21 protein-coding genes and 1 other annotated feature are annotated in these 22,448 nt (G+C 36.6%); of the genes, 16 read left to right on the top strand and 5 right to left on the bottom strand.

The genetic code is table 11. The annotated features are described in order from the left end of the window. Nucleotides 1-79 precede the first annotated feature (79 nt). Entirely contained in the window at nucleotides 80-3,076 is a 2,997-nt protein-coding gene (locus tag JCM12304_RS06660; protein ID WP_060679233.1) for a transglycosylase domain-containing protein, read from the bottom strand. Nucleotides 3,077-3,192: 116 nt separating this feature from the next. Continuing rightward, nucleotides 3,193-3,415 (top strand) — a binding site (T-box leader). A 92-nt stretch (nucleotides 3,416-3,507) separates the two neighbouring features. Here JCM12304_RS06660 and tyrS point away from each other — a divergent pair. Then, a complete protein-coding gene (gene tyrS / locus JCM12304_RS06655) occupies nucleotides 3,508-4,779 on the top strand; it encodes a tyrosine--tRNA ligase (protein WP_060679231.1) in 1,272 nt (423 codons plus the stop codon). Nucleotides 4,780-5,069: 290 nt separating this feature from the next. Here tyrS and rpsD read toward each other — a convergent pair whose 3' ends face one another. After that, nucleotides 5,070-5,672: a 30S ribosomal protein S4 gene (gene rpsD / locus JCM12304_RS06650; RefSeq protein ID WP_019378152.1), complete on the bottom strand. Its 603-nt coding sequence runs from the start codon at nucleotides 5,670-5,672 to the stop codon at nucleotides 5,070-5,072. A gap of 341 nt (nucleotides 5,673-6,013) precedes the next feature. On the opposite strand from rpsD, the gene JCM12304_RS06645 reads away from it, so the two are divergent. After that, entirely contained in the window at nucleotides 6,014-7,864 is a 1,851-nt protein-coding gene (locus JCM12304_RS06645) for a sensor domain-containing diguanylate cyclase (RefSeq protein WP_060679229.1), read from the top strand. A 238-nt stretch (nucleotides 7,865-8,102) separates the two neighbouring features. Here the strand turns inward: JCM12304_RS06645 and msrC are convergent, their stop codons facing one another. Next, a complete protein-coding gene (msrC, locus tag JCM12304_RS06640) occupies nucleotides 8,103-8,585 on the bottom strand; it encodes a free L-methionine (R)-S-oxide reductase MsrC (protein WP_060679227.1) in 483 nt (160 codons plus the stop codon). A 127-nt stretch (nucleotides 8,586-8,712) separates the two neighbouring features. Here msrC and refZ point away from each other — a divergent pair, with 127 nt between their 5' ends. The 5 genes from refZ (at nucleotide 8,713) to JCM12304_RS06615 (ending at nucleotide 14,753) form a co-directional block, all read left to right on the top strand. Continuing rightward, a complete protein-coding gene (gene refZ / locus JCM12304_RS06635) occupies nucleotides 8,713-9,339 on the top strand; it encodes a forespore capture DNA-binding protein RefZ (RefSeq protein ID WP_082387996.1) in 627 nt (208 codons plus the stop codon). A 185-nt stretch (nucleotides 9,340-9,524) separates the two neighbouring features. Then, nucleotides 9,525-11,216, top strand: a complete 1,692-nt coding sequence (gene ezrA, locus JCM12304_RS06630; protein WP_060679225.1) for a septation ring formation regulator EzrA — start codon at nucleotides 9,525-9,527, stop codon at nucleotides 11,214-11,216. A gap of 71 nt (nucleotides 11,217-11,287) precedes the next feature. Continuing rightward, on the top strand, nucleotides 11,288-12,427 hold the full coding sequence (locus JCM12304_RS06625; RefSeq protein ID WP_060679223.1) for a cysteine desulfurase family protein: 1,140 nt from the start codon (nucleotides 11,288-11,290) through the stop codon (nucleotides 12,425-12,427). A 6-nt stretch (nucleotides 12,428-12,433) separates the two neighbouring features. Next, a complete protein-coding gene (gene thiI, locus JCM12304_RS06620; RefSeq protein WP_060679221.1) occupies nucleotides 12,434-13,636 on the top strand; it encodes a tRNA uracil 4-sulfurtransferase ThiI in 1,203 nt (400 codons plus the stop codon). A gap of 916 nt (nucleotides 13,637-14,552) precedes the next feature. Continuing rightward, nucleotides 14,553-14,753 (top strand): alpha/beta-type small acid-soluble spore protein, encoded by a 201-nt coding sequence (locus JCM12304_RS06615; RefSeq protein ID WP_060679219.1) that lies wholly within the window; start codon nucleotides 14,553-14,555, stop codon nucleotides 14,751-14,753. A gap of 55 nt (nucleotides 14,754-14,808) precedes the next feature. Here JCM12304_RS06615 and JCM12304_RS06610 read toward each other — a convergent pair whose 3' ends face one another. Further along, nucleotides 14,809-15,609, bottom strand: a complete 801-nt coding sequence (locus JCM12304_RS06610; RefSeq protein WP_019378566.1) for an NAD kinase — start codon at nucleotides 15,607-15,609, stop codon at nucleotides 14,809-14,811. A gap of 346 nt (nucleotides 15,610-15,955) precedes the next feature. Between JCM12304_RS06610 and JCM12304_RS19520 the strand changes: the two genes are divergently transcribed. From JCM12304_RS19520 to JCM12304_RS06580, 6 genes are all read left to right on the top strand, one after another. Further along, nucleotides 15,956-16,354 carry a DUF2953 domain-containing protein gene (locus tag JCM12304_RS19520; protein ID WP_172675261.1) on the top strand — a complete coding sequence of 133 codons (399 nt, stop codon included), beginning with the start codon at nucleotides 15,956-15,958 and terminating at the stop codon, nucleotides 16,352-16,354. Further along, nucleotides 16,327-16,788 (top strand): GerW family sporulation protein, encoded by a 462-nt coding sequence (ytfJ, locus tag JCM12304_RS06600; RefSeq protein WP_060679215.1) that lies wholly within the window; start codon nucleotides 16,327-16,329, stop codon nucleotides 16,786-16,788. The genes JCM12304_RS19520 and ytfJ overlap by 28 nt, the downstream gene beginning before the upstream one ends. 88 nt (nucleotides 16,789-16,876) lie before the next feature. Then, complete coding sequence (gene tpx / locus JCM12304_RS06595; protein ID WP_019378569.1) at nucleotides 16,877-17,377, top strand: thiol peroxidase; 501 nt, start codon at nucleotides 16,877-16,879, stop codon at nucleotides 17,375-17,377. A 176-nt stretch (nucleotides 17,378-17,553) separates the two neighbouring features. Continuing rightward, nucleotides 17,554-18,558 (top strand): class I SAM-dependent methyltransferase, encoded by a 1,005-nt coding sequence (locus JCM12304_RS06590; RefSeq protein WP_060679213.1) that lies wholly within the window; start codon nucleotides 17,554-17,556, stop codon nucleotides 18,556-18,558. Beyond that, a complete protein-coding gene (locus tag JCM12304_RS06585) occupies nucleotides 18,551-19,741 on the top strand; it encodes an acetate kinase (RefSeq protein ID WP_060679211.1) in 1,191 nt (396 codons plus the stop codon). The genes JCM12304_RS06590 and JCM12304_RS06585 overlap by 8 nt, the downstream gene beginning before the upstream one ends. A 21-nt stretch (nucleotides 19,742-19,762) precedes the next feature. Next, nucleotides 19,763-20,275 (top strand): MogA/MoaB family molybdenum cofactor biosynthesis protein, encoded by a 513-nt coding sequence (locus JCM12304_RS06580; protein WP_060679209.1) that lies wholly within the window; start codon nucleotides 19,763-19,765, stop codon nucleotides 20,273-20,275. A gap of 32 nt (nucleotides 20,276-20,307) precedes the next feature. On the opposite strand, the gene JCM12304_RS06575 is transcribed toward JCM12304_RS06580, so the two are convergent. Then, nucleotides 20,308-20,736, bottom strand: a complete 429-nt coding sequence (locus JCM12304_RS06575) for a universal stress protein (RefSeq protein ID WP_040955106.1) — start codon at nucleotides 20,734-20,736, stop codon at nucleotides 20,308-20,310. Between the two features lie 130 nt (nucleotides 20,737-20,866). On the opposite strand from JCM12304_RS06575, the gene JCM12304_RS19515 reads away from it, so the two are divergent. The 3 genes from JCM12304_RS19515 to JCM12304_RS06565 all read left to right on the top strand — a co-directional run bounded on the left by JCM12304_RS19515 (nucleotide 20,867) and on the right by JCM12304_RS06565 (nucleotide 22,395). Next, a complete protein-coding gene (locus tag JCM12304_RS19515; RefSeq protein ID WP_019378574.1) occupies nucleotides 20,867-21,031 on the top strand; it encodes a hypothetical protein in 165 nt (54 codons plus the stop codon). A gap of 173 nt (nucleotides 21,032-21,204) precedes the next feature. Beyond that, nucleotides 21,205-21,714 (top strand): DUF4178 domain-containing protein, encoded by a 510-nt coding sequence (locus JCM12304_RS06570; RefSeq protein ID WP_060679207.1) that lies wholly within the window; start codon nucleotides 21,205-21,207, stop codon nucleotides 21,712-21,714. A gap of 12 nt (nucleotides 21,715-21,726) precedes the next feature. Next, nucleotides 21,727-22,395, top strand: a complete 669-nt coding sequence (locus JCM12304_RS06565; protein WP_060679205.1) for a PspA/IM30 family protein — start codon at nucleotides 21,727-21,729, stop codon at nucleotides 22,393-22,395. The last annotated feature ends 53 nt before the right edge of the window (nucleotides 22,396-22,448 follow it).

Below are 22,448 nucleotides of genomic sequence, written 5' to 3'. Positions count from 1 at the left end.
ATGTGTTATTGAACTAACAAAAAGCCAGCTGTGATATTTTTTCACGGCTGGCTTTTTTAATCATTATGAGTGAAGAGGCTTATGGATTGGCATTTTCCTCTTTATCAACAGTATTGGTTTCTCCACCATTATTTTCACTTGCTTCTTCTGAGTCTTGTTTCTCTTCATCTGGTTTGGAATCGTCCTGATCTTCTTTATCTTTCTTATCCTTATTTTCTTCTTTTTTGTCATCAGGTTTTTTCTCATCTTTTTTCTTATCCTGGTCTTTTTCTGGTTTTTCAGGTTCTTTTTTATCTGTATCTCCAACAATCAATTCTTTTGAAGGGGAGGACTCTTTGCCGAAATAATCAACCGCTTTTACTCGATAGACCGCACTTTCGCCTCCAATTGGATAGGAAGTGTCTACTGTACTTCCAACAAGGGATAAATCGCCGCCTGCGCTTGCTTTGTAAATGCGATAGCCGACCACGTCATTGCTTCCAGATTTACTCCAAGTCAACTTACCACCTGATTTAGAGAGGGAGGAAGGAGCTGCAGGAGATTTACCATCATCCTTTATAGCACTTCCAACCTTGCCACCACTTGGCCCGCTAATCTTTTCCCACTTTTCTGTTCCGGTTCTTGGATAAAGCTGGGAAAGATCACTAAGATTATCATAACCATTGCGTTTTAACCATTCTGGATTAAATGCTAAGCCATCACCTTTTACAAACTCGCTTGGCGTGTTTGGTCCTGCTACGACAGCTTTACCATTAACTGTGACATAGCTGCCACCGATCAAGCTATCATCCTTTTTAGTTGGAACATATTTGACGTTAAACAGGTCAGTTTTAACTAGACCGGCTTTTGCGCAAAGTTCGGATGGTAACATTCCTGATATTGCACAATAGCTTCTACTTACAATGCCTTCCGGTTGCTTGAATCTATCAGAAGGGGTGATTAGCTCTGGCTTAATATCTGCAGCGCTATTGATTAATTGTGCCCATAGTTTAATATTACGTTTGCTATAGCTTAGAGACATTCCAGTATTGTAAATGGAGTGTGGTGTATCATAGCCAATCCACGTCCCAAACGTCACATTTGGATTTGTTGCAATAAACCATGCATCTTTATAATCCTGTGATGTCCCTGTTTTACCAGCCCAATCAACTCCACCATTGCTTAGCTGTGATCTTAAATAGGCACCAGTTCCTTGGTTAATTACATCACGCATCATATCGACACTTAGGTACGTTGTTTGTGGTGAGAACACGTCCGTTGGCTTTGTCTCATGTTGATAAATTACATCACCGTCATTTGTAGTTATTTTTTCAATCATATAACCATCAACAAACTTACCGTTATTTCCGAAGGTAGAAAAAGCACTCACATTCTCTTCAACTGTAATTCCTTTTTCAGTAGCTCCAATCGCTAGTGAAGGATATGCTTGTTCTTCTTTGGTTAACGTACTAATTCCCATTTTATCTACTAAATATTCCTTTGCAGGGTTTTCGTGAATCATTCTAGTATATATTTCAGCTGCGGGCATGTTATATGAATTGGTAAGTGCAGTTCTTGCAGATACTATTCCATAATGTCCACCACCGTAGTTACTAGGTTCGTTATAGTCCCAACCCGGCAACTTTTTTGCATAGTCAGCTAGCACAGTACCAGGCTGAATATAGCCTTTCTCCATAGCTGGTGCATAGTCTAGTAATGGTTTAATGGTACTCCCTGGTGATCTGAGCGTTTCAGTAGCATGTCTATTTTGGTTGTCCTTATGCCCACGCCCGCCAACAAAGCTAATTATTTTACCTGTGCTATTTTCTCTTAAAACAGCTCCTGTTTGTACTTTTTCAGTTATTTCAACTGTTTTGCCGGTTTCCGGATTGGTATCCGTAAATGTGCGGTCTGGGCCATAGTGTTCGTAGTTCTTTGCTACTTTCTGAAACACGTCGTAAATTTTCTTATCTATAGTAGAATAGATATGAAAACCATCTGTTTCAATAGAACGTTCAGCAAGAATCGAATATTCTTCATTTAACTTTTTATTCCCTTTCACATCTTCCAGGGTGTATCCGTCTTTTTCAATCAAGTATTCTTTTATAATATTTTTTGCCCTTTCTTGCAATTCTACAGTCAAGTAAGGGTATTCTTCAATTGGTGATTTTTTACCCTTGGCGAAATCTGACTTAATATCGTATTCCATGGCTTCTTTGTATTGTTTTTCTGAAATATATTCTGCATCATACATTCTATTAAGCACAGATTTCATTCTGTTAATTCCAGGCTGCAAACCGCTTTCTTCTTTTAACCCACCGCCATTTGCAAAAGGTGTATAGGCAGAAGGGCTCTGTGGAAGTCCAGCAAGATATGCAGCCTGAGCCAAGTTTACTTCGTCCGCATTTAATCCAAATATACCTTGAGCCGCTGTTTGAATACCAGCGATGTTTTGACCGGAAGCGTTTCTGCCATATGGAACGATGTTTAAATATGCTTCCAAAATCTCGTCTTTTTCAAAGAAACGTTCTAAACGTAATGCAAGAAGTATTTCTTTTGCTTTTCTCTCAAAAGACACTTCGTTAGTTAAGATTTGGTTTTTAATTAATTGCTGAGTTAATGTACTACCACCAGTCTTTACATCGGAATTAAGAGCTTCCTGCATGATAGCTCTGACAATTGCTTTAGGAACTACTCCTTTATGTTCTTCAAAATATTCATCTTCCGTAGCGATTACTGCATCAATTAAGGTTGGGGATATTTTATCTAACGAGGTTTCTTCTCTATGTATGTCGGATCGCACATCACCCAAATAAATTTTATCGGCAAAATAGAGACTCGTAGTTTCTTCATAATTATAGATGTCTTTTTTCATCGCTTCTTTGCTTCGAATTGGTTCATCTTTTACTAGTGAGGCAAAGTAGCCAGCTCCAATTCCACCTGCAAAGAACATGCCTATGAAACTAATAATCAAAAAGAAAAGAATAACATTCCAAACTACATCATATGTAACTCGAGAAGACTTTTGCACCTTTCCTGTTTTCCATAAGTGTTTAACTTTCTTGCTATATTTTTGAAATAATTGCTTGAAATCCATAGCAAAACCTCCTAAATTCAAGTACTATTATAGCATAATTAAAATTAAGGGGTATACAAAATTTATAAGAGCCTTGCATTTAAAAATGGAATATGGTATTAATAAATGTACTATATTATTTTGCAATGAAGGAATTACAGTAGTTATGCAGATCACTGTTTAAGAGACCTGACGGTTGGTGGAAGTCAGGACAAATTTGCAGGCGAATTACAATCTGGAGCATACTTTCCTTTCATCTTTATACAGATAACTGGAAAGCGGTGGAAACATCGTTAACAATCCTAAGTGGCAAATTTATTTGCAACAAGGGTGGTACCGCGTGTTAAACTCGTCCCTTTTCTATAGGGAGGAGTTTTTTTATTTGGCTATTTTTTTAACAGTAGACCTACAAAAGTAATTGCAATTAATTTTATGATGGAGTGTGAGGAAGAATGGATATTTTGCAGGACTTAGAAAAAAGAGGTTTAATTAATCAAACAACGGATAGAGAAGGACTGGAAAAACACTTGGCAGAAAACCAAGTTACCTTATATTGTGGATTTGATCCAACAGCAGACAGCCTTCATATTGGCCATCTGTTACCAATTACTATGTTAAAAAGATTCCAAAAAGCCGGGCATAAACCAATTGCGCTTGTTGGTGGTGGTACCGGTATGATAGGCGATCCAAGTGGTCGTACTAGTGAGCGTTCTTTGAATGAAGCTCATGTAGTTAAAGGGTTTAGTGAAAAAATAAAGCAGCAAATAGCTAAACTTGTTGAGTTTGACCAAGGAGATAATCCTGTAGTTGCACGTAACAATCATGATTGGTTATCCAATATGACTATTATTGATTTTCTTAGAGATGCAGGAAAGCATTTTGGGATAAACTATATGCTCGCAAAAGAATCCGTATCGGCAAGAATCGAGCAGGGAATTACGTACACAGAATTCAGTTATATGATTTTGCAATCTCTTGACTTTCTTAAGCTATATGAACAAGAGAACTGTACGCTGCAAATTGGCGGAAGTGATCAATGGGGAAATATTACAGCAGGCATGGAACTTATTCGCCGATCTCGCGAGCAGGAAAGCGATGAAATTAAGGTATTTGGTCTTACGGTTCCTTTAATTACAAAAGCGGATGGGACAAAGTTTGGAAAGACAGCAGGCGGCGCTGTGTGGCTTGATCCGGAAAAAACCTCTCCTTATGAATTCTACCAGTTTTGGGTTAATACAGATGATCGAGATGTAATTAAGTTCCTACGTTACTTCACATTTATTTCTGATGAAGAGATGGCTGAACTGGAAAGTGAAGTTAAAGACCAACCTGAAAAAAGGGTAGCTCAACGAAGATTAGCTGAGGAAATGACTAAAGAGGTTCATAGTCAGGAGGCTCTTGAACAGGCACAGAAAATTTCAGCCGCATTATTCAGTGGAGATATCAAACAATTAACTGCAACAGAAATTAAACAAGGCTTTAAGGATGTACCAACATACAAAGCTGCGAAAAACGAAATAGATTTAATAGAACTACTTGTTGATGCCTCTATTTCTTCATCTAAAAGACAGGCAAGAGAAGATATTTCCAATGGAGCTGTCTATATTAATGGAGAACGTCAACAGGAACTAGGCTATGTAGTAAGTGAAGAGGATCGTATTGGTGATATGTTTACTGTAATCCGAAGAGGGAAGAAGAAATATTTTCTTATTGAATTTAGTTAATGCTGGCAAGGGCAATTTATAATTGTCCTTGCTTTTTAAATGGAGATAGAGTAAAGCGATGGGAGATACCCGCCGCAGAATAAGATAATCCGCCTTACCTATTCATGAACTACTATATAGGGTTTAACTTAGCATGCATTATTTCCTGAAATGGCTGTTTGCAGTATTATCAATTTAGTTCGCAGGTTATATATTTTGCGAATCATTGAATAACCCCAACATTTATACTAAAGCTATTTCATAGATTTCAAAGCTACAAAAAAACCGGAGGATATCCTCCGGTTTTTAGCTTAACGAGAGTAGAATTCTACGATAAGCGCTTCGTTGATTTCAGCTGGAAGTTCAGAACGTTCAGGGAAACGAACGAGAGTACCTTCCATTTTATCTGCATCAAATGTTAAATATTCAGGAATGAAGTTATTAACTTCAATCGCTTCTTTAACAATATCAAGATTTTTAGACTTTTCACGCAAGCTAACAGCTTGGCCAGGCTTTAAACGGTATGATGGAATATCCACACGAGAACCATCAACAAGAACATGACCATGGTTAACTAGCTGACGAGCTTGTCTGCGAGTACGAGCAAGTCCCAAGCGGTAAACGATATTATCAAGGCGAGAATCAAGAAGAATCATGAAGTTTTCACCATGAATACCTTTCATTTTACCAGCAAGGTTGAATAAATTACGGAATTGACGTTCGGTCAACCCGTACATGAAGCGAAGCTTTTGCTTCTCTTGCATTTGTAAACCATATTCTGTGATTTTCTTGCGTTGATTCGGTCCATGTTGACCAGGAGCGTAAGGGCGTTTATCTAATTCCTTACCAGTTCCAGTTAATGAAATGCCAAGACGACGTGATTTTTTCCATACTGATCCAGTATAGCGAGCCATAAGACATTTCCTCCTTTTTATTTTATTTGCATAAAATAAACGAGCGTGTTCCAATCCGTTGTCCATTATGTTTTCATGTACCATCGCTCCAGCAGCTAAGAGTTACGCGATACACCTCGTGAGAGAGGAACAAAATGGGTTCAAGCGTCGGTTCACATAGGCTACTTTATTATTTTACACAAAGACTATTGTATATTTTTTGTGGAAAGAAGTCAACCATTCTTTTAAATTATACAAATAAAGTTTAATATATAGGTTATACGTACTAGTTAGTATATAATGAGTATAAAGATAATTTAAATATAGGTGATGAAAAATCATTTCATTTTAGGGTGATGAGAATGACTGAACCAAAAGAATCGATAATGTCTATGAAAAATAAATATTTTGATATATGTACACACTTGGAAGAGTATAACTACCAGCAAATTATTAGCATGCTTGTTTCTTCTTTGAAGATGGTTCTCAATACTCCATTTGTGGCCATGTACACATATAATAAATGGGAAAAAAACTATAAGCTAATCAATGAGATAAATGTGCAGGAAAACTTTTCTCCTAAAAAGATAATAGTGAATGATCAGGAATTGAAACAAATGAGTCCAAAAACTATGTTTAATGCTGTGTTATCAATACAACCTCTTAAAGAATTTAACATCTTATTGTATGTTGGCTGGCTCGAGAAGCAACCATTTTCACAAGAAAATATAGATGAAATACGAGAAGAAACGGAGCGGTTTTTAACTATTATTAAATCCTACTACTTGCAAAAACAGAGCAGAGAGAAAGCTGATCTTTTGTATGAATTCTCTTCAGACTTATTGCCAATGAAGGACAAAGAAGAGATCTTACATTATATTATCCAGAAATTGAGTTTTCTGTATCCAAACTGCGAGTTCCATCTATTATTATCGCATGATCTGGAGACAAATTCCGATTTGCCTGTAAAGACAATTGAATATAGTGATGATGTCACCAAAAGGGCAAGTACCCAGGTGTTTATTTCAGGGAGTCTCCAAATTGAAATTGGTGAGACAGGGGAAAATCCTACTTTATATGCTCCGTTAAGTGGGAAACAAGGTGTATACGGAGTACTTCAGGTAATAACGAAAAGTGACTTGCATTTTCTAGATGATATGGCAGATTTTATAAAGGGTGTCGCTGAAATTACTGGAAAAGCGATAGAGAATGCCTCATTATTTGCGCATATAAATCAGTCGATTTCCGATTTGAAACTAATTAATGATACAACACATAAATTAAATTCTAATCTGCAGTTGTCCGAGATAACGAAACATATTAGAAATTTAATTATAGAAGTTTGTCATGCTTCCCAAATTGGATTTATTTATTATTCAGAAACAAAAGAAAGCGATTATGAAATTTTGACTGGTAGTACAGCATATTTCACTACAAAACAAGGTCACATGCTTGCAGAATATTTGGTTGGCAGAAACCTGAAAGAAGCAATTTTTTCTGGAGATTTTAAAGAAATTCCGCATTTCCCATATAGGTCCGTGATGGTAACACCGATGACTAATTCAAATACTATTTATGGTTTTATTGTAGTTATGCATGAAGAGCAAGCTTACTTTAGTTTCGAAAGATTTAAGTTATTACAGTTATTAACTCATCATTCAACACTTGCCTTAACAAATACAAGTTTGCGTGAACGGCTGGAACGAGCAGTAATTACAGACCACCTTACGAAGCTATATTCAAGAAACCATTTGGAAGAGGAAATTAGCAATCATATGGTTGTCGGAGAGATGGGGGCACTTCTATTATTTGATATCGATGATTTTAAAAAGGTGAATGATACATTTGGACATCATGTTGGAGACCAAGTTCTAAAACAAGTAGCTCAAGTTATTAAAACCTTCATCGAAACGGAAGATATACCAGCAAGATGGGGCGGGGAAGAATTAGCTATATATGCTCCGAATATCACATTGAATGAAGGTGTACAGGTAGCAGGGCTAATTCGTCGCCAAGTAGAAAAATTTACAGATCCTGTAGTCACTCTTTCTTGTGGTGTTGCTGCCTGGGATCTAGAGGAAGAAGATACGATCAAGGATTTGTTTCTGCGAGCGGATAAAGCATTATATGAAGCAAAAAACACTGGTAAAAATTGTGTTGCTAAACATACTTTGGCTTCCTATGCAATAGATGCGAATACGAATAAGCAATAGATAAGAAAGTATAGATTTCCTTATCGCAAAAAACTTCACTAAATAGCGGAGTTCATCCGCCGGAGACATCGCAAACTAGCTATAGTTTGTTCACTATACGCTATTTTCCGAAACGGCCGTTTACAGTACTATCAAGTTACTTAGGAGTTTATATAGTTTGCGAATCATAACCCCAACATATTAAAACCGTAAAATTGAAATAGAAAAGCGGCTCACATGATTGTAAGCCGCCGTTTTTTTAAGCTAGGTATTCTTGTAAAATGGCAACGAATTCTTCAAGGTAATGTTGATCAGTCTCATCAAAACGGTTGGTAATGGGACTGTCAATATCTAATACCCCATATACGGAATTTTCCCGTTCAATTGGTATAACGATTTCCGATTTGCTCGCACTGTCACAGGCAATATGGCCAGGGAAAGCTGTTACATCTGCAACAAGCTGTGTAGCACGTTGTTCTATGGCAGTTCCGCATACACCCTTGCCTGCTGGAATGCGGATGCATGCAGGCAACCCCTGGAACGGACCGAGCACCAATTCATTTTTCTTAAAAAGATAGAAACCAACCCAGTTTACTTCTGATAAAAATTGATTTAATAGGGCAGAGGCATTGGATAAAAGGGCAATCTCGTCTGTTTCTCCTTCACTTAAAGCGCGCAATTGTTTATTTAACAATTCATAGTCTTTTGCTCTATTTCCTGAATAATTCGTTACTTGAAACATATGCATTTTCCTTTCATAATAGATTTCATTATCTATCCTATTTCGACATCTGATGATTTATTTGTCGAGAAGATATTGCAGGAATAATAAGGTCTTTTGTCGTAATGGAAAAGTAAGGAGTTGAATAATGATGAAAATAAACGCCTCTAAACAAAAAGTCCTGGAAGCAGCTTCTTCTTTATTTTTCCAAAAAGGGTTTCACGGTACTTCTGTGCGTGATATAGCAGAGAAAGCTTCTGTCAATGTTTCCCTGATCAGTTATTACTTTAAAGGAAAACAGGGATTATTGGAATATGCTGTCACCCATTACTATGAGAATTATCTAACTGTTATAGAAGAGACAATAGAGGATGTAAAAACATTATCCCCTCTCGATCAGTTGAAAGAACTAATTTTTCACATTATACAGTACAAGCAGAGTAATCATCAATTATCTTGTTTCATTCAACGGGAGCTATCCTTGGATTCTGTATTTGTTAGAGAAATGGCAGTTACATACTTAGCGAAAGAAAACTATTATATTCGGAACTTATTTTTCACTTTAATAAAAGATCAAAAAAAGAATGAGGACGATAGAAATTACTTGCTTATGCAGTTAAAGGGAATGTTGATTACTCCCTACATCATGCATAATGAATGGAAAAACCAAGTTGTTGGCTCGTATTCACATGATGTCTTTGTCAATAAGTATGCACGAAATATACAACAATGGCTTGATTTTCTATCTAAAACAAATACAAATGTTGCTAATTAAAATATCCCCAGATAAAAAATTGACAAAAAGCCAATTAATTTGTGTTTTTTTAGCCAAAAAAGGAAGTAACATGGTATTATAGTTACTATAATTATAAAAACGACAGTATTATTTGCTATTTGTTCATCAAGAGGCTTTGAGAGAAATGTTCCTCTTAAAATAGGAATATTGTTAGGAGGCATTATATGGCGTATATCATAGGAATAATTCTTGTAATCATTGCTCTAATTATTATTGGCCTAATCATGCGGAAACGAATATACGATCATGTGGACCGCTATGAGGCATGGAAAATGGATATTATGGGCAGAAATGTAGCTGCACATCTTAGTAAAATTAAAACGTTAAACTTATCTGGGGAAACACAGGAAAAATTTGAAGCTTGGAAAGAACGCTGGGAATTTATTATTACAAAGGAATTACCAGATATTGAAGAGCATTTGTTTGATGCTGAGGAAAGTGCAGATCGTTACCGTTTTTCCAAAGCGAAAAAAATCCTACATAATGTTGAAGAAATTCTCCAATCAATTGAAAAAGAAATTGAGAAGCTGCTTGCAGAAGTAGACGAATTATTGCAATCAGAGGAATCCAGCAGACAAGAGGTAGAAGAAATTTTACCACATATAAAAGCATGTAGAAAAAAACTTTCCCAAAATCGGTATCAATATGGAAAGGCAGAGGCATATTTTGATAAAGAAATTGATGTACTTGAGAAAAAACTGAATAACTACTATAGTCTGGTGGAGCAAGGAAATTATCTCGAGGCAAAGCAGATTGTCGATGAGATTAAATTAAGTCTTGACCAATTGGAACAACAGTTGGAGGTATTTCCAAGAATATATAAACTATGTAAGTATGAGTTACCTTCACAACTGGATAATCTTTATAGCGGTATAAAAGGAATGAAGGAAGATGGTTACCGAGTAGAGCATTTGGCATTTGAAAAAGAAATTCGTAAATATCAAGAGCAACTTTTGTTAATGGTGAAAAAACTGGAAGCTGGAGACTTACAAAATACAGAGTCTCTTATAGAAGATGTGGAAGTACGAATTAAAGAGATGTATCAGTTGTTGGAAAAAGAAGCCCTAGCGAAAAACTACTTAGATACACAGATACCCAGCTATGAAGAGTCTTTAGGCGATATTAATAATGCCTTTCTTGATACAAAGCTGGAAGTGGAAAAATTAAAACATGCCTATTATTTTGAAGATCATGATATGGAACGTTATTTAATGTTGGAAAACACGATAGCTAAGCTGAAAACTGAGTTAGAAGAACTACTGCTGGAGTTAGAAAATGAAGATACCTCTCATTCTAAACTACGTGAACAGGTGGAGCAGGGGTTTGAACAGCTGAAGGAATTAAATGAAAAACATGATGCATTTAGAAAACGAGTCCATAACCTTAGAAAAGATGAACTTGAAGCAAAAGAAAAATTAATTGAAATACGCAATAAATTAGCAGATACCCAACGTAAATTAAAGAAAAGTAATGTGCCGGGAGTACCACAGTTTATTTGGGATATGATAAGAAAAGCTTCAGATAAGAATACTCGTGTCATGAAAGTACTTGAGAAACAGCCGCTTGAGATGTCAAATGTACAAGAAGCCTTAGCAGAAGCAAATGATGCTGTAGAGCATGTAATTGAGCAAACGAATGTGATGTTGGATCAAGCTTACTTGACTGAACAGGTCATCCAATATGCAAACAGATATAGAAGTCAATATCCGCTTTTGGCTGCTAAATTAGCTGAAGCTGAACGATTATTTAGAACGTACGATTATGAACTTGCTTTAGAGCATGCAGCGAAGGCAATTGAGGAAATTGAACCAGGTGCCCTAAAAAAAATCGAAGAATTCCAGCAAACAGCAAACTAACAAAATAGTAATAAACAAAGAAAAGGATATTTTAAAAATATCCTTTTCTTTGCTGAAATGAGGTATGAAAAATGATTTATTTAGATAACAGTGCTACTACTATACCAGACCCATCCGTAATGAAAAGCTTTGAACAGGCCTCTACTCAATATTTTGCTAACCCATCGTCTATTCACCAATTAGGAGGGCACTCAGAACATCTTCTGACCAAAGCAAAGAACCAGGTGGCCTCAATACTAGATGTTACTCCATCAGAGGTTATATTCACATCTGGTGGGACCGAAGGCAATAATACTGCAATTAAAGGTATTGCATTAGAGCACCGTAAACGGGGAAAGCATATTATTACTACAGAGATTGAGCATCCTTCTGTTTATGATGCCTGTAAAAGTCTGGAGGATTTAGGTTTTGAAGTAACGTATTTACCAGTGAATAAAAATGGTGTAATATCTATAGAGGATTTAAAAGCTGCTATACGGAAGGATACAATTTTAATAAGTATTATGCATGTGAATAATGAAATTGGAACCATTCAACCAATAGAAAAAATAGGGGAGATATGCAAGCAATTTCCAAAGTTGTTTCTCCATGTAGATCATGTTCAGGGCTTTGGAAAGGTTCCTTTAGAGCTACGTAATAGTGGTATAGATCTTTGTACTTTATCAGGGCATAAGATCCATGGATTAAAAGGGACAGGCATTCTGTATATGAGACAAGGGGTCAACCTGTTTCCATTATTTCATGGAGGAAACCAAGAACAGTCCTTTCGCTCAGGTACAGAAAATCTTGCAGGGGCAGTTTCTTTGGGCAAAGCTCTTAGACTTATTAAGGAAATGGAGCAAACTCAGGGAACAGAGCTTAAAAGCTTACAAGCGATACTTAGAGAGAAATTAACTGAAATTGATGAGGTACAAATAAATACACCTCCTGAGGCTGCTCCACACATCATGAATTTTTCCGTTCCAGGCACAAAACCAGAAGTGATTATTCATATGCTTGGTGAGCAGGAAGTTTATATTTCCACTAAATCTGCATGTTCTTCAAAACAAAAAGAAGAAAGCAGAATTTTACTTGCATGCGGTTATTCGAAGGAGCGAGCATCCTCGGCTTATCGTGTCAGTATGTCTTATTCAACTACAGAAGAGGATATCCTGCAATTCGCGGATTACCTTCAACAAGCAATAAACCAATTTAGAAAAGTGATGGAGTAGATTATTATGCAATATGACCATATATTGATCAGATACGGTGAAATGGCCCTTAAAGGGAAGAACAGAAAAATGTTTATACTAAAATTGCAGGAGAATATTCAGCATAAGCTTAATGATTTTCCTAATGTGAAAGTGAAACGTACACAGGGGAGAATGTTCATCTTATTAAATGGACACCAACCTGAACCAATTATTGAAAGATGTAAGCATATATTTGGAATTCAAAGTATGAGCTTAGCCATAAAAGTGGAAAATGAAGAAAGTGTTATCAAAGAGGCAGCCTTATTTGCTTTGAAAAAGAATCCAACTATTGAAACATTTAAAATAACAGTAAAGCGGATTAATAAAGATTTTCCAATACGGTCACAAGAAATGAACCAACTTTTAGGACGTTATTTACTTACAAATACTGATAATTATACCGTAGATGTGCATCAGCCTGATATGGAAATAAGAGTTGAGATTCGCCTGGAGGCAACCTATATCACTTCTAGTGTTATAAAAGGCCCTGGAGGACTTCCCGTAGGTACATCAGGAAAATCTTTGCTATTACTTTCCGGAGGGATCGATAGCCCTGTAGCTGGTTACTTAGCTATGAAGCGCGGAGTACAGATTGAGGCTATTCATTTCCACTCCCCACCTTTTACAAGTGAAAGAGCGAAGCAAAAAGTACTTGATCTCACAAAACAATTGACCAAGTTTGGTAAGTCTATCCAAGTACACATTGTTCCTTTTACGAAATTACAACAAGAAATTTTTAGAACAATGCCAGATGGTTATGCAATGACTATCATGCGTAGAATGATGATGCGTATTAGTGAACAGGTTTGCGATCAACAATCGATTTTATCGTTGACAACAGGTGAGAATTTGGGTCAGGTTGCTAGTCAGACAATGGAAAGTATGAATGCAATAAATGAAGTAACAACATATCCGATTATTAGACCACTAATCACAATGGATAAATCGGATATCATCAGCATTTCCCAGGAAATTGGCACTTATGAGACGTCAATTTTACCTTATGAGGATTGCTGCACTATATTTGTTCCTAAGTCTCCTAAAACAAAGCCAAAACGTGAGAAAGCAAGTCATTTTGAACAGAAAAATGATTTTAGTGAATTATTAAAGGAAGCTGTAGAAGGAATTGAAACTATAAAGGTAACAGCAAAGGATAATAAAAAAGATAAATTCGATGATCTCCTGTAATATTTAATAAATGATATTATTTAAGTAGAAGGTTTAAACATAAAAAGGCTGAACAATGGTTTAAACACCGAGTTGTTCAGCTTTTTTATATGAAAGCAGAAGGCGGATAGTCCAAACTACAATTATTTACACTAAAGATACCACACAATCGCTTCAGCCACCGTGGCAAAGAGCATTTATATATATATTTAGGTCCTGATATATATGATGGTCAATGATTCGGAAAATATATAAACTGCGACGTAATTTGTGGAGAATGAAGTAATTCATTTTACAGAGGAAGCACCCATTGATTTGCGTTTCAGGCGGACGCTTTCACACCTCCGGGTACAAGCGCGACATCTGTTCGTAACCTCACAGTGTCTTCTTTGCCGCCCGGCATGGCCTCAGCCGCTTCCTCCGCTACGCTCCGTCCAGGGTCTTCGCCTCATGCTATTCCGGCAGGAGTCGCCCCCTTCCGCTCCAATCAATTGGTAAGTGCTATTGACTAATTTGAGGTATCTAAGAATTGAATAAGTAGCTCTTATCTTTAATAGCTCTGAGATATACACCTTAGCGAAGGGGAAATATGAAGACTCCTGCGGGAAATGCGAGACTAGCGAGACCCCACAGAACGGAACGTTAGTGTAGTTCGAGGAGGCTTGCAGGCCGCCCGCGGAAAGCGGAATATTTCCCCGTAGCGGTGATTTACGCAGTCTTTATATTCTAAGTTACGTCGCAGTTTACTCCAACTATGAAGAAATAAAATGCTTTTGTACTCCAATATTTGCAGTAGAACCTATGCTTATAAATCCTCCTGAAGGCTTCTAGACCTTCTCTTTTCCTATCTCGTTAATTGTCAACAACTACCAATGATATTAATGAATGCTTTTCTTCGTTACTACACATTCTAGTAGTACCAAGGAGGTGAACTCACATGGCAAGTAACAATTCTAACCAATTAGTAGTTCCTGGTGTTCAACAAGCTTTAGATCAAATGAAAACTGAAATTGCTTCAGAATTTGGTGTGCAACTTGGTGCTGATACTACTTCTCGTGCCAACGGTTCTGTTGGAGGAGAAATTACTAAACGCCTAGTTCAAATGGCTGAACAGCAATTTGGCGGGCAAGGGCAATAACAATTAAATAAATTGGTTTAGGGCTATCCCAATGAAGGGATAGCCCTTTCATTCTTTATAAGAAGGTTCTTTTAACACGATCCCAGTAGGAATTATTTTTTAACTTAACAGTTTTAATTACATTTCCTTCTAAGGATATCGTAAGATCTTGAATGTTTTTTATAGAATACGCTTCATTATCTAAACCTACAATCGGATAATCATTTCCATCCTGTCTGATCCGCAAAGTAAGCTTGCGGTCTTTATTAAGTACAAAGGATGAGCCAAGTGTACGATAGCGATTATTGTTTATTGATGCTAATTCAGATACTTGGATACAAGGTATTTTAGGATCAATTACCGCTCCATGTGTAGATTTGTTATAGCCAGTGCTTCCAGTAGGTGTTGCAACAATTAAGCCATCACCACGAAAAGTTTCAAAATAATCATCATCAATAAGCACATCAATTACAATGGATTTAATAATGGTGGAGCGAACGCTCACTTCATTTAAACAATAAAAGGAAGACTCCCCATTAACTTCTACTTTAATAACTGGAAATCTCCGTACTTCCATTTCTTCATTTCGGAATGTATGGAGCAATTCGTTAAAATTGTCTAAATTAAAGTCACAGTATAAACCTGACTCATCGGTTCGGGTGATGCCAGCATATAAACAATCTTGCCTAAATCCGGATTTTCGCACTGCTTGGAGAAATGTGCCGTCTCCTCCTATGCTAACAATAATATTCGCCTCGTTTGCTTGTTCTACGAATTCAAAGCCTTCATCCTCAGCTGCTTTTCTTAAAGAGGTTATTTTATCAGCAAGCGTATCATCTGGGGCATAGTAGAAATAAATTTTATTTCGAGCAACCATATCATTTTCCCTCCAATTTTATATATCTAGTTTAATTTTAGCATTTTAAAGAAGTATATCCTACTATTCCACGATTAAATTTGGTGAACTGTGGCAAAATAATCCAAAGAAATAAGAGAAGAGGGAAAATATGCTTTGGGTTGTACTAATTTCTTTTCTAACTATAATTCTGTTGTCCTTATTAATTGCAAAAATTAATTTGCAGCTTCACTTAGCTTATTCAGATAAAGACCAGTACTTATATATGGAATTTTTCATATTTAACTTAAAATTATACAAAAAAAAGATGTTATTTCGCTTAACTTCAGAGGGAAACTCTATGGAGTTGAACAACTTTCCCATTAAGTTGAATGAATGGAAGGAGATACTCCAATCATCAAGTAAACTACTTTCCATCATATTAAGTAATATAAGCATCAAAAAATTAAAATGGAAAACTGCAGGCGGGATGGGAGAAGCTTGTGTCACAGGAACAGTTACTGGACTTGTTTGGTCATTAAAAGGGATTATTCTTGGTCAATTAGTTGAAAAAAGCAATATGCGATGTGAGCCCTCAATTTATGTTGAACCATATTTTCAGCAGACTTTTTTTCAAACAGAGTTAACATGCATGATTTCATTTCGAATTGGAAAAGCTATACACGTGTTTTTTAAAGGGTTGCGGCTTATTTCTCAAGATAAGAATAAAAACAATTATAGAAAGAGGAGGATTTTAAAATGGAAGAACATCCTATTCAGGGCTTAATGACAACTGCTATGGAAAACTTAAAAGATATGGTAGAAGTAAATACAATCATTGGAGACCCAGTGGAATCCCCAGATGGAAGTATGATTATACCTGTGTCAAAGGTAGGTTTTGGCTTTGCGGCAGGAGGAAGCGAGTTTGGAGCAAGTTCGTCCCAAGGAGACTCGGAAGCTGCACTTCCCTTTGGTGGGGGTAGTGGTGGAGGGGTATCGATTACTCCTGTAGCTTTTTTAGTTGTGAGTAAGAATGGAATAAAAATGGTTCACTTAGACCAGCACACACATATTTATGAAAAGATGCTTCATTCTGCACCTCAAGTGGTAGAGAAGATACAGCAGATATTAAAGGAAACTAGCAACAAAAATAAACAAGCCTCGAAAAAGAAAGATGAAAAAGAAGAAGGAAATGAGTCACAGAGTCACTATGATATATAAATTTTAAATAAAGGGTATTAGTGGACAACTGTTACCAAATTATTCATACTAAAGTTGATAAATCATTTTTATAGAAGGGATGATTCATATGGCAAATGTTACATTCCAACAAAATCCAGTAACGTTAATAGGTCAAGAAATTAAAGTTGGTGACAGTGCTCCAGATTTTACTGCTCTATCTAATGATTTAAAAGAAGTATCCCTGAAAGATTATCAAGGTAAAGTAAAATTAATTAGTGTAGTTCCATCTATTGATACAGGGGTTTGCGCATTGCAAACAAAGCGTTTCAATGAGGAAGCAGAAAAAATTGGAAATGTAAAGGTACTGACTGTTAGTATGGATTTGCCTTTTGCACAGGATCGTTGGGTGAAAAAACATGAGATTAACAAATTAGACACATTATCTGATCATCGGGATGCAGATTTCGGTGAAAAATATGGTGTGCTTATTAAAGAATTGCGTCTGCTCGCAAGATCTATATTTGTTGTAGATTCTAATGATAAAGTAACCTATACTGAATATGTTAAGGAAGTAAGCGATCATCCTGACTATGACGCAGCTCTGGAAGCTGCAAAAAAAGCAAATTAATTTATAAACTTTGTTAAAAATCTCTCCTGATGCAGGAGGGATTTTTGCTTGTAGAAAAATAGTATTGGTAATACTGAAGAAGACGCTTGCGCTTTTGTTCTCTATTGTTTCACAAATGTGGCTATGATTTGGTACAATAGAAGCGCTTTGAACGGAGTAGATGGAGGAATATTATAATGAAAAAAATAAACGTGGAAATACTATATGAATGGTTAGATAATACTGCGGGCATCATACAACAGCATGTGAATGAGCCCTACTTGGACAGTTTAATATATACGATGGAAATTTTGTTTGAAAAGCATGTTCCGGAGGATTTGGAAGAAATACTTTCAAAAAAATTACAAAGTAACTTGAATGAAGTTGACATTACTTCATATACAACAGAGGAAATTCGAAAAGGGATTCAGCTTGCCGTGTTAAAAGGTATGAAGGATTCTACACAGCAGCAGCATCTTATGACACCGGAAACCGTGGCACTACTTGTTGGTTATCTTGCGGAAAAATTAACTGCGGATAAAGAAGAAGTGCGTTTATTCGATCCAGCTAGTGGGACAGGGAATTTAATAACAACGGTAATGGAACATTTAAAACAAAAGAATCTAATTGCTTTTGCTGGAGAAGTGGATCCTACGCTAATACAGCTAGCTGTTTTAAATGCAAATTTACAACAGAAGAGTATAGAGTTTTTCCATCAAGATAGCTTACGCCCATTCTTACTTGATCCGGTTGACTTAATCATTGCAGATCTCCCAGTTGGATACTATCCTGATGATGTTCAGGCAGATACATATGAGCTAAAAGCAGAGAATGGTAACTCATATGCCCATCATTTATTTATTGAACAAGCAATGAATTATACGAAGCCTGGAGGCTACTTGATTTTTGTCGTCCCGGATTTTATTTTTAATAGCGATCAGTCTGACAAGCTTCACGCTTATTTACAAGAATACGCCCATATTACTGGAGTCATTCGTTTACCAGAGAGTGCGTTTAAATCTGAGAAAAATATTAAAAGTATTTTAGTGCTTCAAAAGAAAGGTCAAAATACACGTTCACCAAAACAGCCACTCTTGGCCCAAATGCCTTCCTTTAAAAATACGACAGGAATGAGTGATATACTTAAGCAAATGAACGATTGGTTTTTCACATATCAAAAGGAGATGAAAGGTAATGAGTAATGTATTAGCTGTTAATGCAGGTAGCTCCTCATTAAAATTCCAATTATTTCAAATGCCTGAAGAAATTGTACTTGCAAAGGGACTAACAGAGCGAATTGGCTTAAAGGATTCCATTTTTACAGTAGAAATAGAAGATAATAAGAAAAAAACAGTTCAGGATATACCAAATCACGAAATCGCTGTTAAACAAGTTCTGGAGACCTTAACAAGTTCAGGAGTTATTCAAAGCCTCGATGAAATTGATGCGGTAGGTCATCGTGTAGTGCATGGAGGAGAGCGTTTTAGTGATTCAGTACCTATTACAGATCAGGTTATTCAGAGTATTGAAGAGCTTTCTGAGCTTGCCCCATTACACAATCCTGCTAATTTGACAGGCATATTAGCGTTTAAAGAGGTCCTCCCTGAGGTTCCAATGGTGGCCGTATTTGATACTGCTTTTCATCAGACAATGCCCGAATCATCTTATTTATACAGTCTCCCATACGAATACTATAAAGATTACGGTATTCGTAAATATGGTTTCCATGGGACTTCACATAAATACGTTTCTCAACGTGCCGCTGAGTTATTAAATATGCCAGTAGAGCAGCTGCGTCTTATTTCATGTCACTTAGGAAACGGAGCTAGTATAGCAGCGATTCAAGAAGGAAAATCTATCGATACATCGATGGGATTTACGCCATTGGCAGGAGTTACGATGGGGACACGTTCAGGGAACATAGATCCAGCACTTATTCCGTATGTTATGGAGAAAACGGGCAAAACTGCAGAAGAAGTTATCCATGTATTAAATAAAGAAAGTGGAATGTTAGCTTTATCCGGATTTTCAAGTGATTTGCGGGATATTGAGCAACAGGCTGGAGATAATGAACGGGCAGAACTAGCATTGGAGGTTTTCGCTGGGCGAATCCATAAATACCTTGGTTCATATGCTGCAAAAATGTCTGGTGTTGATGCAATTATATTTACAGCTGGTGTAGGGGAAAATAGTGATGTTGTAAGGGAGAAAGTACTTCACGGACTTGAATTTATGGGTGTGTATTGGGACCCTGCAAGAAACAAGGTGAGGGGACAGGAAAGATTTATTAATTACCCACATTCACCAGTTAAAGTCATCATCATTCCTACGAATGAAGAAGTAATGATCGCAAGAGATACAGTGGAAAAAGTTCTAAATAAGTAGCTTAAGCAAGGAGGGGATAACTTGTCGGTTACGGAGCATAAGCAAAATAATCAGTCTGTTAATTGTATGATCATCACAGTTAGTGACACACGCACGATAGATACAGATAAAAGCGGTAATTTAATGAAAGAATTACTAGAGCAAGCCGGGCATCATGTCGTAATGAGAGAGATTGTTCCAGATGAATATTCGCTTATTCAAAAAGCAGTTAAGGCAGGATGTGAGCATCCATATATTGAAGTTGTTTTGACAAATGGAGGCACAGGTATTGCAGGCAGAGATGTGACGATAGAAGCCGTAACAGAAATATTTGAAAAGGATATACCTGGATTCGGGGAACTTTTCAGGTACTTAAGCTATAAAGAGGATATTGGATCTGCAGCTATATTATCACGTGCAGCCGCTGGAGTGCTTGGGCAAACGGCAATTATATCCACCCCAGGTTCAACTGGAGCAGTAAAATTAGCAATGAATAGGCTTATTATTCCAGAGCTATCTCATATTAGCCAAGAAATTAAAAAGGACTATAAATAAAGGCTAGCGTATCATACGCTAGCCTTTATTTATTATCGAATTACTAAGACATCACAATTTGCATAGCGTGTAATGCTTTCGGAAACACTACCAATTAAGAAGCGTTCAACTGCACTCATTCCTGTTGCACCGCAAATGATTAGATCTGCTTCAAAATCTTGAGCAATTTCTTTTGCTATTTTAACTTTAGGGGAACCATATTCCACACAGCGAACAAGATTTTTAATACCTGCAGCCTTCGCATGTTCCACATAATTATCCAATAAGTCCTTCGCATACTCTTCGGCACGCTCAGCTAGTGTGCGATCATATGCTTCAGCAGTCGCAAAGGTTCGGGAATCTACAACATGTGCGAGAATAAGTCTAGCATTATTACGTTTAACAATGTCCAATGATTTCTTGAATGCTTTTTCGGATGCTTCAGAACCATCCACGGCTACTACAATATGCTTATATTCCATGTTTATCTCCCCCTTCACTATAATTATATACCCTTCTAATTAAAGGAACAATCTATTTTGCGCATAAATGGTAAATATAAGTTACTATTTCTTTCTTTTTTATGGGTAAACTAATCATGGAGGTGATCGCATGGCTAAAAAGGAGAAAAGGCATACTCCTGAACGAATGTTTGAGGATGAAACTGGAGTAGCTGCAGTTCAGAACCAATTAAATGAAAGCTATCAGAGTGGTGTTATCGAAGATCAACTTCATAATAACAAAGCTATTCACACTTTTAATAACCAAAAAAAATAAATATTATTCCATTGAAGAAGAGCATTCTAGCTCTTCTTCTTTTTACATAGAAATAAACTACGTTATAATAGGTTTGTAAAAAAATAATTTTTGTTATGTTTTTTGAAACCTAAGTCGGGGGTTACTCGTACTAGATAGGGAACAGAGTTCATGAACAATTGTGAGGTGTGGCTATGGGATTCTTTTCCAAGCTTTTTAGTAGTAAGAAAGATAAACCTGAGTTGAAGGAGAGAACTGCATTAACAATACAAGTTGGAGATATTGTTACTTATGACTTAGTCGATTATGAAGTAGTAGGTAAGATCACGTACCGTGATGGTGGTTATGAGTGGCTAGGTTATCAATTATTAGAGGGAAACAATACAATATGGTTATCCGCGGAAATGGATGACGAACTGGAATTAGGTATTTACAAGAAGATTCAACTACCTGTTTCTATCCCTTATCCAAAAGAAATATCGTATGAAAACAGAAAATATTATCTGGAAGAATCAGGTAAAGCAAATGTAGTTGGTGAAGGAAGAAGCGCAAATATCAATGGTACACAGACCCATTACGCTGACTACAGTGATTCCGAAGAGGAACATTTTTTAAGCTTTGAAACATGGGGAACTGAAACAGAAGCAAGTTATGGTTATCCTATTGAAGAATTTGAATTAAAAATATTAGCAGGAACTATATAGGAGGAATAGATTATGTTTAAATTTTTTGGTCGTATGAAAACAGTTGTCAGTTCAGAGTTAAATGCTATGTTGGATAAAGCGGAAGATCCCGTTAAAATGCTCGATCAGTTTATGCGAGATATGTCCGAGGATATTCGCGAGGCAGAAGCTGCTGTAGCCAAGCAAATTGCAAACGAAAAAATGTTGAAACGTAAAGCCAATGATGCGAAAGCTCTTGTAGAAAAGAGACAGAAACAAGCAGAACAAGCAATTGAAGCTGGTAATGAAGATTTGGCAAGACGTGCACTTCAAGATAAAAATGAACATGAATCTAATGCCAACAGTTTATATGAATCATGGGAACGTGCGAAACAGGATGCTGACACACTTCGTAATAAATTGGAAGAAATGAAAAAGGAATACCAAGAAATGAAATTGAAGAAGGATTCCTTAAAAGCACGTGCTGAATCAGCAAGAACTCGCACAAAAATGAATCGCACCATGTCTTCAATTGGTAGTGACGATTCCAAACGTGGTTTTGAACGAATGGAAGAAAAAGTAATGCAATATGAGGCAGAAGCAGAAACGAGTGAAGATATGTCTCAATCCAGCCGTTCATTGGATGATGAGTTTGAAGAATTGAATAATGATAATGTCGACGATGAACTTGCAGCATTAAAAAAGAAAATGGGGAAAGAATAATTACTTGTTCAGGAGCAGTTCCTTAGCTGCTCCTATTCCTTATTTTCATGGTG

Origin of the sequence: Virgibacillus halodenitrificans JCM 12304 (assembly GCF_001310895.1) — a bacterium.
Classification (GTDB): Bacteria; Bacillota; Bacilli; order Bacillales; family Amphibacillaceae; genus Virgibacillus_Q; species Virgibacillus_Q halodenitrificans.
The sequence above is the reverse complement of the archived record's forward strand: the minus strand, read 5'-3'. Positions and strand labels throughout refer to the sequence as shown.